This window comes from Streptomyces qinglanensis (assembly GCF_900111245.1).
GTDB classification, from domain to species: domain Bacteria; phylum Actinomycetota; class Actinomycetes; order Streptomycetales; family Streptomycetaceae; genus Streptomyces; species Streptomyces qinglanensis.
Genome location: NZ_FOGO01000006.1, coordinates 249,086 through 262,793, shown reverse-complemented (window position 1 = coordinate 262,793; position 13,708 = coordinate 249,086). Strand labels below are relative to the sequence as shown.

General features: G+C 73.6%; 8 protein-coding genes. 2 read left to right on the top strand and 6 right to left on the bottom strand.

The genetic code is table 11. The features are described 5' to 3' along the window. Nucleotides 1–858 (bottom strand): helix-turn-helix domain-containing protein, encoded by an 858-nt coding sequence (locus tag BMX65_RS15440; RefSeq protein ID WP_075000841.1) that lies wholly within the window; start codon nt 856–858, stop codon nt 1–3. A gap of 317 nt (nt 859–1,175) precedes the next feature. Here BMX65_RS15440 and BMX65_RS15435 point away from each other — a divergent pair, with 317 nt between their 5' ends. After that, the gene (locus BMX65_RS15435) at nt 1,176–1,643 is read left to right on the top strand and encodes an ATP-binding protein (RefSeq protein WP_079171906.1); all 468 of its coding nucleotides are present in this window, start codon (nt 1,176–1,178) and stop codon (nt 1,641–1,643) included. Between the two features lie 245 nt (nt 1,644–1,888). After that, nucleotides 1,889–2,710, top strand: a complete 822-nt coding sequence (locus BMX65_RS15430) for an SAM-dependent methyltransferase (RefSeq protein ID WP_075000840.1) — start codon at nt 1,889–1,891, stop codon at nt 2,708–2,710. 140 nt (nt 2,711–2,850) lie between these two features. On the opposite strand, the gene BMX65_RS15425 is transcribed toward BMX65_RS15430, so the two are convergent. The 5 genes from BMX65_RS15425 to BMX65_RS15405 are packed head-to-tail and all read right to left on the bottom strand — an operon-like array spanning nt 2,851 to nt 13,672. Continuing rightward, a complete protein-coding gene (locus tag BMX65_RS15425; RefSeq protein WP_075000839.1) occupies nt 2,851–4,089 on the bottom strand; it encodes an ATP-grasp domain-containing protein in 1,239 nt (412 codons plus the stop codon). After that, complete coding sequence (locus BMX65_RS15420; RefSeq protein ID WP_079171905.1) at nt 4,086–6,917, bottom strand: amino acid adenylation domain-containing protein; 2,832 nt, start codon at nt 6,915–6,917, stop codon at nt 4,086–4,088. Before BMX65_RS15420 ends, BMX65_RS15425 begins: the two co-directional genes overlap by 4 nt. A 53-nt stretch (nt 6,918–6,970) precedes the next feature. Further along, entirely contained in the window at nt 6,971–7,870 is a 900-nt protein-coding gene (locus BMX65_RS15415) for an SDR family oxidoreductase (RefSeq protein ID WP_398760042.1), read from the bottom strand. Further along, a complete protein-coding gene (locus BMX65_RS15410) occupies nt 7,867–8,598 on the bottom strand; it encodes a thioesterase II family protein (RefSeq protein ID WP_075000838.1) in 732 nt (243 codons plus the stop codon). Before BMX65_RS15410 ends, BMX65_RS15415 begins: the two co-directional genes overlap by 4 nt. Nucleotide 8,599: 1 nt before the next feature. Continuing rightward, nucleotides 8,600–13,672 carry a non-ribosomal peptide synthetase gene (locus tag BMX65_RS15405; protein ID WP_075000837.1) on the bottom strand — a complete coding sequence of 1,691 codons (5,073 nt, stop codon included), beginning with the start codon at nt 13,670–13,672 and terminating at the stop codon, nt 8,600–8,602. Nucleotides 13,673–13,708 lie beyond the last annotated feature (36 nt).

Here is a 13,708-nt window from a genome sequence, read left to right as displayed (position 1 = left end):
TCAGAACTCCTTGCGGATCTCACCGAGTACAGACTCGGTGTGTGGTACTGGCGCGGCCTGCGCGCCCATGCGGTCCAGCACCTCCAGGTAGGCGGCGGTGTCCGGACGCTCGTCCAGGTACGTGGCACCCGTCAGGCTCTCCGTGTAGACGATGTCCGGGAGCTCCGGAATCTCGAACCGGAAGAGCTGGAAGGGCCCGAACATGCCGGGGTGGGCACCCGCGGTGAACGGAATGATCTGCAGCGTGATGTTCTGCTGCCGGGACAGCTCGATCAGCCGGTCGATCTGGCCGCGCATCACGGAGGGTGAGCCCACGTGGCGGCGCAGCACCTGCTCGTCCAGCACGGCCCACAGCACCGGTGCGTCGGGGTCCTGGAGGAGCCGCTGGCGCCCCATGCGCAGTTGCACCCGGCGGTCCAGTTCCTCCTCCTCGGCGGAGGGAAAACCGGTACGCAGCAGCGCTCGCGCGTACTCCTCCGTCTGGAGCAGTCCTGGTACGCAGTGCGGCTCGTACGCCCTGATGAGGCTGGCCTCGCCCTCCAGGCTCACGTAGAGGCTGAACCAGGGCGGCAGCACATCGCGGAAGCTGTGCCACCAGCCGGGCCGGTTCGCCTCGTCCACCAGGGCCAGGAACGACGCCGTCTCCTCGTCGGAGAGCCCGTACATCCGCAGCAGCTTCTCCACGTAGGGCGGCTTGAGGCCCACCTCGGCCTTCTCCATGCGACGCACCGTCGTGGTGTTGACACTGAGCGCGTACGCGGCGTCGGTGAAGGAGTGTCCGGCGCGCTCGCGGAGATCGCGAAGGCGTAGGCCGAGCACTATCTGCCCCACAGTCGGCGCGGAACGAGCCTCGGCCACTACTGCCTCCCTGACTGCCTCCCCTGGCGGACCCTGGCGTCAAGCAGTGTGCCATGGCTGGTGTGCAGCAGCCATACTGCCCATGCGATTCTGCGAATTGCAGAACTCCTCTTGCCATCTGTGAAAGAAGCCGGGCATAGTGAAGAACGTGACCCAGCTCATGAGACTGCGGCACCGGAGCCGCACGACATCGCTGCCGCCGCAGCGGCCCGCAGCGGCCCTGCCGGCCGGTGCCTGCGCGGGATCGCCCGCGCCCGGTGCGGACTGTTCCCCGGTAGCCGTCCCCTCCCCTCACAGGTAGACGGAAGGCGTTCCCCGTGGCCTCCTCGTATCCCCTCACGCAGCTCCCCCTGCCCGCACCGTCGGCCGCACCGGCCGAGGATGCGCGTCAGGAGGGATTCGAGCTCCCCGCTCACACCTCGTCGGTCGCCCGTGCCCGGGCCCGGCTCCGCGGGAAGCTGCAGCACTGGGGCTTCCCCGAGGAGCTCGCCCACACGGCGCAACTGGTGATCTCCGAGTTCGTCACCAATGCCGTCCTGCACACGGACACCGTCCGGATAGCGTGCCGCATCCACCTGGACGCCGAACGCCTGCGGATAGAGGTCACCGACGAGGGCACCCAGAGCTGTGCGCCGCAGCCGCGCAGCGCGGCCCCCGAAGAGGTGAACGGCCGGGGGCTGCAGCTCGTCGGCGCCCTCGCGCAGCGCTGGGGCGTCTCCGCGCACGGCGGGCGCTGCGGCCGCGTGGTGTGGGCCGAACTGGGCACGGCCGACGGCGCACTGTAGGGACCGGCCCTCCGCGGCTGCCGACGGCGGGCCGCCCGGCGCGGAAACGGCCCCCGCGTCACGACCCTCCCGGACTGCCGCGACCCTCCCGGCTCCTCCTGTTCTGTCCCGGCGGCCTGGTCAAATTCCCCTGCACCAGGGTCACTTGGCGTTGGTCCGGACCGCACCCGCGTGGCATGCTGCCCGCCAGGGCAGGTGCCCGCGCGGTCGGCGCGCGGTGTGCCGGTGAACACACTGGGGCGCGTATGCGGGACGAGACGACCGGAACCGGGCAGCACACGGTGGACATCAACGTCCCGAGCGTGGCCCGGATGTACGACCACTACCTCGGCGGCAAGGACAACTACGCCGTGGACCGGGAAGCCGTCGCGGCACTGGACGAGAAGGTGCCGCGCACCCGCCATCTCGCCCGCAACAACCGCCGCTTCCTGCAGCGGGTCGTGCGCATCCTGGTGCGCGAGTACGGCATCCGCCAGTTCCTCGACCACGGTTCCGGGCTGCCCACCCAGGACAACGTCCACCAGGTCGCCCAGCGCGCGGCCCCCGGATCCCGCGCGGTCTACGTGGACAACGACCCCATCGTGCTCGCCCACGGCCGCGCCCTGCTGGAGGAGAACGCCGACACCGCGGTGATCCGGGCCGACATGCGCGACACCGACGCGGTCTTCGACAGCCCCGAGGTGAAGCGCCTGATCGACCTCTCCCGGCCGGTGGCGCTGCTCTTCGTCTCGGTGATGCACTGCATCCCCGACCACTCCGACCCCGCAGCCGTGGTGCGGCGCGCCCTGGAGCGCGTGCCCTCCGGCAGCTTCGTCGTCCTCAACCAACTCGTCAGCCACGACCAGGAGACCCGCGACTTCGTCACCGGGTTCATGGACCGCAGCACCAACGGCCAGTGGGGCCGGGTCCGCGAACCGCACGACGTCGAGGCGTACTTCACCGGGCTCGACGTGCTGGAGCCGGGCCTGGTCGAGGTCAACGACTGGCGGCCCGACTCCGACCTGTGCGCACGCCAGTTGGAGGACGAGACCTGGTTCGAGTTCGGCGGCGTGGCCCGGAAGCCGTAGTCGCGGGCCGCTCCGGGCCGCCGCACCCGCGGAACACCGGAGGGAGCGCCGGACCCGGCGACTCCGTCCCGGCGGACGAGTGCCCGCCCGCCGGTCGGGGCCCGGCGCCTGTTCGGACCCCGACCGGCGGCGGTGGTCCGCTATCCGTGCCGCCCGCGCGGGGGCCCCAGCGGGCGGAGCACCTCCAGCCGTACCGCCTCCGCGCCCTTCTCCAGAGCGGCACGGCACTCCTGCGCCGACTCCGCGACGGCGGTGACCAGCCCGTACCGGCCCGCGACCGCGCCGTGCGGCGGCAGCCGCAGCTCCTGCCCCGGCAGGGCGATCGCGAGCGCCTCGGTCACCTCCGGCGGCAGCGCCACCGTGTCCACCCGCACCGCGCGGGCCAGGCAGTCCGCCTCGGGGTAGCGGAACCGGACTCCCGCCACTCGCCGGGGGCCGGGACGGAGATCGGGCAGCTCCGCGCCGCAGGCCAGCCGAGCCGCCGCCAGCGCCGCGTCGGTGCCCAGCGCCAGCCGCCCCAGGTCGGGGATGCGGTCCCCGCCGATCCGGGCGTTGATCTCGACCACCTTCGGGCCCTCGGCGGTCAGCCGCAGCTCGGTGTGGGTCCACCCGGTGCCGAATCCGACGGCGGCGTGCGCCCGTGCCACCACCTCCAGCACGTCCGCGTCGTCCTGCAACGGGTCGAAGCCGTCGACCAGATGGCCGACCTCCTCGAAGCAGGGCGCGAACCCGCACTCCTTGCGGGCCACGAACCCGGGCGTCATCCGGCCCCGGGTCCAGGCCGCGTCCACACTGATCTCAGGACCGTCCAGATACTCCTCGACCAGCACGTCCCCCGGGGCCACCTCCACCGCGCCGGGCGCCGTGGCCCCCCTGGCCAGCCGGAACCCGGCCGGCAGCCGGTCCGCCGAGGCCACCAGCACCACCCCGGCGCTGGCGTTGAGCGCCCGCGGTTTGAGCACCACCGGATAGCCGATCCGGTCCGCGGCGGCCCGCGCCTGCGGCAGCGAGGCCACCGGCACCGAACGGGCCTGCGGCACCCCCGCCGCGTCCAGCGCCGCACGGGTGGCCCGCTTGTCGCGGCAGGTCAGCGCCGCCTCCGGGGTGCTGCCCGGCAGTCCCAGGCGCGCGGCGAGTGCAGCGGTCTGCACCACCCTGGTGTCGTCCCACGTGAGCACCCCCTCGACCGCCGACTGCCGCGCGACCGCCGCCATCGCGGCCACGTCCGTGGTGTCCAGCACCGTGTGCCCGGCCAGATACGCCGACTCCCAGGCGGGGGCCCGCTCCGCCAGGAGATGCACGTCGTGGACGGCGGCGACCGAGGCCAGCAGATACTCGCGGTACACCTGCGACCCGGCACCGATCAGCAGCAGCGTCATGCAGGCACCCCCTCGGCGGCCAGCACCGGGGCGAGCCGGCGCACAGTGCGGTGCAGATAGAGCTGCGGCAGCGGGAATCCGGGGAGCCCCGCGGCCTTCAGCGCCGCCAGCAGCCGCACCCCGAGCAGCGAGTTGCCGCCGAGGGCGAAGAAGTCGTCGTCCAGCCCGACGCGGAAGCCGAACACCTGCTCCCAGGCTGTGCGCAGCCGCGACTCGACAGCGTCCCCGACCTGTTCGTCCGGCTCCGCCGCCGCGTCGAGCGCACCGGTCAGCGGCAGCGGCAGCCGCGCCGTGTCCACCTTCCCGTTGGGGGTCAGCGGCAGCGCGGGCAGCGCCGTGACGGTGGCGGGCACCATGTGCGCGGGCAGGAAGCGGGCGGTGTGCTGCCGCACCTCCTCGCCGTCACCGCCCCGGTCACCCGCCGCCCCGTCCGGGCGCAGCACGACATAGGCGTCCAGCCGGGCCCCGGCCGGGTCGCCGTCCGCACCCGGGCGCAGCACCACGGCCGCCGCCGTCACCGCCGGCGCGTCCAGCAGCCGCGCGCGGATCTCGTCCAGCTCGATGCGGAACCCGCGCAGCTTCACCTGGTTGTCCAGCCGCCCCAGGTGCTCGAGCCTGCCGTCCGGCAGCAGCCGCCCCCGGTCACCGCTGCGGTACATCGGGCCCGGCGCGTGCGGATCGGGCAGGAAGCGCTGCGCGGTCAGCTCCGGACGGTTGAGGTACCGGTCGGCCACCCCGGCCCCGCCGACATGGATCTCGCCGGGCACCCCGGGCGGCAGCTCCCGGCCCTCGGGATCGAGGACGTACACGTGCCAGCCGGGCAGCGGGCGGCCCACCGAGCGGGAACCCGCCAGCGCCGCGCCGCGGGTGACGGTCTGCGCCGTCACATGCACGGTGGTCTCCGTGATGCCGAACATGTTGACCAGGCGGCACTCCCGCTCCGGGTGCCGGTCCAGCCAGGAGCGCAGCGGCCGGGTGTCCAGCGGCTCACCACCCAGGACGACCAGCCGCACCGAGTCGCCGACCCGGCTCTCCCGGTCGGCCTGGCTCAACTGCGCGAAGGCGCTCGGTGTCTGACTGAGCACCGTGACCTGCTCGTCCGCCAGCAGCGCGGCGAACCGGTCCGGTTCGCGCGCCGCCCAGTACGGCACCACCACCAGCTTGCCGCCCGTCGTCAGGCAGCCCCAGATCTCCCAGACCGAGAAGTCGAACGCACTGGAGTGGAAGAGGGTCCACACCTCGTCCCCTCCCAGCCCGAAGTCCCCCTCGGTGGCCGCGAGCAGCGCCGCCACGTTGCGGTGCGGCACCACGACGCCCTTGGGGCGGCCCGTCGAGCCGGAGGTGTAGATGACGTAGGCCGCGTCGTCGGGGGAGAGCGCCCGCGGCCCGGCAGAGGACGGAACCGGGTGCGGCCCTCCGCTGCCGTCCCGGGCCGCTTCCTCCAGCGCGGCCGGCCGGACGAGGCGCACCCCCTCCGGTTGCGGAAAGCTCTCCGACTCCGTCACGACGAGGGGCACAGCGGCGTCCTCGGCGGTGTAGGCGAGCCGCTCCGCCGGATACGCCGGATCCATCGGCACGTACGCGGCGCCCGCCTTGAGCACCGCCAGCAGCACCACCACCAGGTCCGTGGACCGCTCCAGGCAGACGCCCACCCGGTCGCCGGGCACCGCCCCCAGGCGGCGCAGCCCCTCGGCGAACCGGTCCGCGCGCCGGTCGAGCTGCCGGTAGGTGAGGGTCTCCCCCTCGCAGACGAGAGCCGGCGCGTCCGGTGTTCCCGCGGCCCGGCGTGCCACGGCTTCCTCGATCCGCTCGTCCGGCACCTCCGGGGTACGGCCCAGCCCGCCCAGCCGGGCCAGCGCCTGCCGCTGCTCCTCCTCGAACAGGGGCAGTCCGCCCACCAGGGCATCCGGCGCCGCTGTGGTCAGCGCCCGGTACGCGGTCGCCAGCATGCCGGTCAGCCACTCCGCCGCCGCGTCGCCGAACGCGCTGTGCCGGTAGGAGCACTCGCCCCGCAGCGCGGTGGAGCCGTCGTCGGCGACCCGCAGCGAGAGCGGGTGCACGGGGGCGAGGAACGGCCGGACGTCGAGCGGTTCCGCCTTCACCCCGTCCCCGCCGAGCACCTCGGCGGGCGGAAGGACCGTCAGCCCGACGGCCGGTGCGGAACCGGGTGCGGGGACCGCACGGCCGACCTCCGCCAGATACTCGGCCACGGTCCGGCCCGGTGCCGCGGAGAAGGCCACCCGCTGCTCCGCATCCACCCCCACCTCCACCTCGGAGGTCCCGGTGCAGCGGGCCAGGACCAGCCCGAGCGCCGCCCGCAGCGCGACCGGGTCCGCCGCCCGGCCGCGGGCCGGGACGGTGAAGCCGCGGTGCCCCACCGTCGCGGCCCCGGCCTCGCCCAGACCCCACTCCGGTGCCGGGCGGCGGTCGAGATCCCGCAGCGCGGACCGCAGCCGGGCCTCCCGCCCGGCTGCCGCTTCGCCGGCCCGGACCGCCGGCTCCACCGCCTCGCCCAGCAGCCACCGGGCCAGGTCGCAGGGGTCGGCCAGTACCGCCCGGTGGGCGACCACGACCAGGTCCGCTGCCCCGTCCGCGTACCGCAGCAGCACCACGCGCAGCCCCGGCCCGGTGCGCGGATCGGCGGGCCGGGAGAGCTCACGCTCCCTCAGCGCCGGCGCGATGTCCGCGTCCGCGCCCCCGGGCACGTCCTGCACCCACAGCCGTACTCCGTCCGCCACGCGGGCCAGCGCGCGCTCCATCGGCCCGGTGCCGGCTTCCGTGTGCAGGCGTACGGCGAGCGCCTGGCACAGCCGGCCGGTGTCGTCCATCGTCCCTCTCCCCCCGCTGTCGCTGTGCTGTCCGAGGTGACCTGCGCCGCCGCTCATCGGCTGGTGAACCCGCCGTCGACGGTGACGGTGGAACCCGTCACCTGCCGGGAGCCGTCGGAGCCGAGCCACAGCGCGGCCCCCGCCACGTCCTCCGGCTCGATCAGGCGGTTCATCGGCTGCGCGGCGACGAAGGTCTCCTCGTGCTCGGCCACCGGTACCTCCAGCGAGCGGGCGATCTCGCTGAGCATCCGGCCCTCCGCGGCGCCGTCGTCCCGAACCGAGCCGGGGCACAGCGCGTTCACCCGCACCCCGAACGGGGCGAAGTCCAGCGCCGCGGACTTCGTCAGCCCGATCAGTGCGTGCTTCGCGGTGACGTACCCGGCGAAGTGCCGGTAGCCCACCAGCCCGGCCGTCGAGGAGACGTTGATGATGCTGCCCGCACGCTGCGCGGCCATCGCGGAGCCCGCGGCGCGGATCATCCGCCAGGCCCCCGAGACGTCGACGTCCAGCATCAGCTCCCACTCGGCGGGAGTGATGTCCTGCACCGTCTTGCCCGACGGTGCCGCGATGCCGGCGTTGTTGAGCAGGATGTCGATCCGGCCCAACCGGTCCAGCGCCCTGTCCACCACCTCCCGCACGGCGTCCAGATCGCGTACGTCCGCTTCGGCGGTGACCACTGTGGCGGTCGGGGACAGCTCCTGGCACAGCCGTGCGGTGTGCGCCAACTGGTCCGTGTTGCCCAGCGGGTAGGGCACGCCCGCCAGGTCGTGCCCGATGTCGGTGAGGAGCAGCTCCGCCCCGGCGCGGGCGTACGCCAGGGCGCACGCCCGTCCGATGCCGCGCGCTGCACCCGTGATGACGGCCGCCTTGCCCGCGAGCTGTCCGGCGTCCGTGGCCGAGGTCCCGGGAGCGGCCGCCGGGGCGGGCGGGGGAGAGGCGAGTACCCCGTTCACCGTCCCACCCCCTGTGAGGCGAGCTCCGCGTCGAGCAGCCGCACCAGAGCGGCGGGCTCGTCCACCAGATACATGTGTCCGCCCGGCAGTTCGACCTGCCGGCAGTCCGCCGTGGTGGCGGACTCCCACTCGACCGCTTCGGCGCGGGAGACCAGTTCGTCCTCCGCACCGCGGATCGAGACGACCGGGACGGCCAGCGGCTTCTCGGACGGGGCCAGATAGTTCTCGTGCATCTCGACGTCCGCGCGCAGCGGCGGCAGCAGCATCTCCCGCAGCTCCGGATGCTCGAGTGCCGGATGGGTGTACCCGGCGAACTCCTGTACCTGCTCCAGGAACAGCGCGTCCGACAGCCCGGTGGCGCGGATCCGACGCCGCGTCCACGGCCCGGGGGAGCCGCTCACGAAGAGTTCGACCACTGCGGGGTGGCCCAGCGCCGCGATCCGGTGGGCCGTCTCGTAGGCCACCACGGCACCGAGGCTGTGCCCGAAGAGCGCCACGGTGGGTTCCCCGGCGAGCTGGTCCAGGATCTCGGGCAGCAGCCCGTCCGCCGCCTGAGCGACGTCGGTGTACAGCGGCTCACCGAACCGCTCCTCGCGGCCCGGCAGTTGCACCGGGCAGATCCGGACGGTGTCGCTGCCGTACTCCTGGCAGCGGCGGAAGGCGGACGCCCCCGCTCCCGCGAACGGGAAGCACAGCACGGGGATCGGTCCGGATACGGGAACCGGCATGTCAGTCCTCCCTCTCGGTCGCGGACACCCAGGCCCGCTCGATCAGTTCCGCCGTCCCGGCGGGGTTGCCCCGGACGAAGTAGTGGCCGCCGGAGCCGAGCCGGTGGAAGTCCACCTCCCGCGCCACCCGTTCCCAGCAGCGGTACTCCTCGGCGGCGTGCGCCAGTCCCCTGTCGTCCTCGGCGACGACCACGGTGAACGGGGCCTCGATCCGCCACCCCGGGTCCCGCTCGGTCAGCCCGATGAAGTAGCGGTAGCCGCCGCACACGTCGTGCCGGAACAGCTCGCCCATGAACGAGGTGTAGCGCCGGTCGAGTCCGTCCATCTCCGAGTAGCCGGTCTCCTCGACCATGTAGGTGATGATGTCCTCGTCGCTCCAGCTCTCGATCATCGCGATCGACTCGCGCATGTCGGCGGCGGAGGGCAGCAGCTTCGAGCCGACGAAGACCCGCCGCAGGTCGAAGCCGCGCTCCTCCAGGACCCGGGCCAGCTCCACCGTCACCGCGGCGCCGCCGCAGTGGCCCCACAGGATCAGCGGCAGGTCGGGCAGTGCTCCCTTCCCCTCCAGCTCCGCGACCGTGCGCTCCACCGTCTCGGTCACGTCGGTGAATCCGCCAGCACCGCCCGGAGCGTGGCCCGGCGGCTCCAGCCCGTAGACCGCGAGGTGCGGGGCGCGCTGCTGCAGGGCCTCCGCCAGCGGCTTGAAGTTGACCGGGTGCCCGCACGGGTAGGGCACGCACAGCACCGCCGCCCGCGCCTCCTCGGCGCCGGAGGAGAGCAGTTGCAGCAGTTCCTCGGTGCCCTGGCCGTCCGTGCCGCCGTCGACGAGCGCCGCCAGCGCGCCGAGCCGGGGGACCCGGGTCAGGTCGGAGAGCGTGATCAGTCCGTCCAGCTCCAGCACGACGCGCAGCGCCGAGAGCGAGTTGCCGCCCAGGGCGAAGAAGTCGTCCGCCTCGCCGATCTCCTCCGCCGGGAGGTCGAGGACCTGCTGCCAGGCCGCACGGACCCGCGCGACGGTCTCCGGCGAGGCCGCGGGGCCGGGCGGTGCGGCCGGCGCGGGGCGGACATCGGCCGGGGTGCCGCCGTTCCGCGGCGCGCCCTCGTCCCCGGCCGCCAGCCGGTGCGCCTCGTGCGGCGCGTCGGGCTCGCTCGCCATCAGCTCCAGGACGCGCACGAACAGGGCGCCGATCCGGTCGATGCGGGCCTCGTCGTAGAGGTGCGTGTGGTAGTGCAGGCAGAGCCGCAGCTCGTCGTCGTGGAAGTCGCGGGAGAACTCGGTACGGAAGGGGAACTCGGTCTCGGAGTCCACCCGCATCTCCAGCAGCGAGAACTCCGGCAGCCGCCGCAGGTTCTTCAGCAGATAGAAGTGGGTGAAGTTGAAGGTGGTGCTGAAGAGCTGCCGCCGGGTGGCCAGGTCCTGCTTCATCTGCGCCATCGGATAGCGCCGGTGCGGCAGCAGCTCCAGCTCCGCGCGGTAGACGCGGCGCACCAGCTCTGCCCAGCTCCCGCCCGCCACCCGGACCTGGAACGGCACGGTGTTCAGATGCAGGCCCAGCGTGGTCTCCGCGTCCGGCAGTTCGGGCCGCCCGCTGTGCTCGTAGCCGGTCAGTACCGTCTCCTGTCCGGACACCAGACCGAGCACCTTCATATGGGCCGCCAGCAGCACGTCCTTGACGGGAACCGAGAGCGCGTCCGCCGTCGCCTCGACGCGCCGGGTCAGCCCCGCGGGCAGCGCGACGTCCCGCAGGACGACGCGGAAGTCGTCGGTGGCGACCGCGTCCGGCCGGTGCGGAACGTCGGCGGGGTGCGGGTCCGCCAGCACCTCGCGCCAGAACTCCGCGGACTGCGCGGAGCGCAGCGCCTCGGTCTCCAGCCCGACGAAGTTGCGCAGGTGGTTGTCCACCGCGGGCCGGGAGGTGTCCGCGCCCTCCCGCACCTGGTGGTACAGCTCGAACAACTGGGTGTGCAGCAGGGAGATCGACCAGCCGTCCAGTGCCGAGTTGTGCTGGCTGACCGTGTACCGGTACCGCTCGTCGTCGAGCACCTGGATGTGCAGGGTGACCAGGCCGCCCGCCTCCCAGTCGAACCTGCGGGCCTTCTCGCGGGCCAGCCACTGCTCGTGCCACGCCTCCTGCGCGGCCCGGTCCAGATGGCGCAGGTCCTCGACGGTCAGCGGCGGCGCCACCTCGCGGTGCACCACCTGCAGGAACTCGCTGTACCCCGTCAGATGGTAGGTGGTGCGCAGGATCGGGTGCCGCCGGGTCAGCAGCCGCACCGCCTCGGTGAACGCCGCGGCGTCGAATGCGCCGGTGACCCCGTAGCTGAGCACGTCGTGGTACTGGCCGAGGCCGCCGGTGATCTCCGTCTGGAAGATCAGCCCCGCCTGCAGCATCGACAGCGGGTAGGCGTCCTCCGCGTCCGCCGGCAGCAGCGCCCGGTCCTCGTCCGAGACCAGCTCGAACGGCTGGAAGGCGCCGCGGGCCGCGACGTCCTCCGCGTCCGGCGCCGCGCCGGACTCCTCCGCCATCGACGCCGCCAGCAGCGCGATCGTCTGGTGCCGGAAGAGCTGCTGGAAGGTGAAGTCCAGGCCGGCTTCCCGGGACTTGGCCAGTACCGGGACGAAGTGGATCGAGTTGCCGCCGAGGGCGAAGAAGTTGTCGTGCACCCCGATCCGCTCCCGGCCCAGCACCTCGCGCCAGATGCCCGCGAGCACCTCCTCGGTCCTGTTGCGCGGGGCCGTGTGCGACGGTGCCTTCCGGCGCAGCGCGGCCGGGTCGCGCAGCGCCGCCCGGTCCAGCTTGCCGTTGGGCGTGAGCGGCAGTTCGTCCAGGACCAGGATCCGGCCCGGCACCATGTACGCGGGCAGGGCGGCCGCCAGATGCTCCTTCAGTCCGGCCTCGGTCGCCTCCCCGGTCGCCCCGGAGGCGGGGACGGCGAAGCCGCGCAGCGCGGTCTGCCAGCCGTCGTCGACGGCGACGACGGCCGCGTCCCGCACCGCGGGGTGGCTGCGCAGCCGCTCCTCGACCTCGCCGGGCTCGACGCGGAAGCCGCGCACCTTCACCTGCTGGTCCATCCGCCCCAGGTAGTCGAGGCTGCCGTCGGGCAGCCGCCGTGCCCGGTCGCCGGTGCGGTAGAGCCGGTCCTCGCCGGTGGCGGTGCGTACGGCGGCGCCGGTGGTGAACTTCTCCGCCGTCAGTTCGGGCCGGCCGAGGTAGCCGCGCGCCAGCCCGACCCCGGCGATGTGCAGTTCACCCGGGATGCCGACCGGAGCCTGCCGTCCCTGGTCGTCCAGCACGTACAGCCGCAGGTTGTCCACCGGCCGTCCGATCGGCAGCCGGGCCCGGCCGGTGAGCCCTTCGACGGGCTGGTGGGTGACGTCCACGGTCGCCTCGGTGGGCCCGTACAGGTTGACGAGGCGGGCATCGGGCACCAGTTCGGCGAACCGGGCCGCCCGGTCGGGCGCGAGGGCCTCGCCGCTGGCGAAGACCTGCCGGAGGGTGCGGGTGGCACCGTCGTCGCCGAACCGGTCCAGATGGCCCAGGAACATGCTGAGCATCGAGGGCACGAAGTGCATCGTGGTGACCCCGTGCCGCTCGACCGCCGCGAGCAGCGCGGCCGGGTCCTTCTCCGTGCCCGGTGCGGGCAGGGCGAGCGCGGCGCCGGTGAACGACCACCAGAACAGCTCCCACACCGACACGTCGAAGGAGATCGAGGTCTTCTGCAGGACGACGTCGTCAGCGCCGATCGGATACGCGTCCTGCATCCACAGCAGCCGGTTGACGGCGCTGCGGTGCTCGACCTGCACCCCTTTGGGGCGGCCCGTCGAACCGGAGGTGTAGATGACGTAGGCGACATCGCGGGCTCCGCCGCCCTCCTCGAGCGGACCGTCCGCCGACGCGTAGGACGCGGTGTCCTCCAGGTCCAGGGCCGGCGCACCGCCCGCCAGCGCGCCGAACCGGTTCTGGTGCAGCACCAGCCCGGCCGCGCTGTCGGTGAGCAGATGGTCGATACGCGCCTGCGGATAGGACGGGTCGACCGGCAGGTAGGCAGCGCCCGCCTTCAGCACCGCCAGCACGGCCGCCATCATCGCCGGGCACCGCTCGGTGATCAGCGCCACCACGGAGCCGCGGCCGATGCCGCGCTCCCGCAGGGTGTGCGCCAGCCGGCCGGACCACGCGTCGAGTTCACCGTAGGTGACCGTTCCGCTCGCGCTCAGCAGCGCGGGCGCGTCCGGGGTGCGTGCGGCCTGCCGGGCGAACAGGCCGTGCAGCGTGGCCTCTTCGTCGAATGTGCGCTCGGTGGCGTTGGCCGCCGCGACGACCTTCTCGTCCTCGGCCGTCCACAGGTCGATCGCCTCCACCGGCCGGTCGGGATCGGCGGTGGCGCGGTCCAGGAGCAGCGTGTAGTGGGCACCGAGGCGGTCCACGGAGTCCTCGGCGAACCGGTCGGCGTCGTAGCCGAGTTCCACCGCCAGGCCGGAGTCCTGCCGGAAGGCCGTGACCATGATTCCGGGCGCCCGGAATCCGGGTGCGTGGTGCCCCGCGAGCGCCGTGCCGGTGTCGAAGGCGCCGAGGCGCCCCGCCGCGGCGGCCAGGGCGGCCACGTCGCAGTCCTGGTGCTGTTCCGCCTCCCGCACCGCTGCCCCGACCCGGGCCAGCAGCTCCCGCAGCGGGCCGGTGGGCTCCGTGCACACCAGCAGCGGGCCGTCCGCGAACCGCGGGCAGCCCTCCCGTCTCGGCAGCGCGACGGCCACCTCCGGCTGGCCGGTGCTGCGGCCCAGCAGTGCGGCGAGCACCGAGGTCAGCACTACCGAGAGCTGGTCGGGGCGGCCCCGGCTGATCCGGTCGAGCCGTTCGGTGAGCGGGCTGCCGAGATCCAGGGTGCGGGTGGCGCGCCGGACCCTGTCGCCGGGCGCGTCCGCTTCGGCTGCGCGGTCCGGCGCGGCGGGGGAGCGGAAGTCGGCCGGGAAGCCGGAGGTCTCCGCGAGCGACGCCAGCCGGGAGCGCCAGTATGTGATCTGCGGGGTCTGCGGTGACGGTGCGGAGGGTGCTGCGTCGGATTCGAGCAGAGGCATGGATGTCTCCTGCACTTGTGGTGAGAAGTCGACTCG

Coding starts and splice junctions, on each gene's coding strand:
- BMX65_RS15425 (WP_075000839.1), bottom strand. CDS start 4,089: ATGACGCTGCTGCTGATCGGTGCCGGGTCGCAGGTGTACCGCGAGTAT.
- BMX65_RS15430 (WP_075000840.1), top strand. CDS start 1,889: ATGCGGGACGAGACGACCGGAACCGGGCAGCACACGGTGGACATCAAC.
- BMX65_RS15410 (WP_075000838.1), bottom strand. CDS start 8,598: ATGCCGGTTCCCGTATCCGGACCGATCCCCGTGCTGTGCTTCCCGTTC.
- BMX65_RS15405 (WP_075000837.1), bottom strand. CDS start 13,672: ATGCCTCTGCTCGAATCCGACGCAGCACCCTCCGCACCGTCACCGCAG.
- BMX65_RS15420 (WP_079171905.1), bottom strand. CDS start 6,917: ATGGACGACACCGGCCGGCTGTGCCAGGCGCTCGCCGTACGCCTGCAC.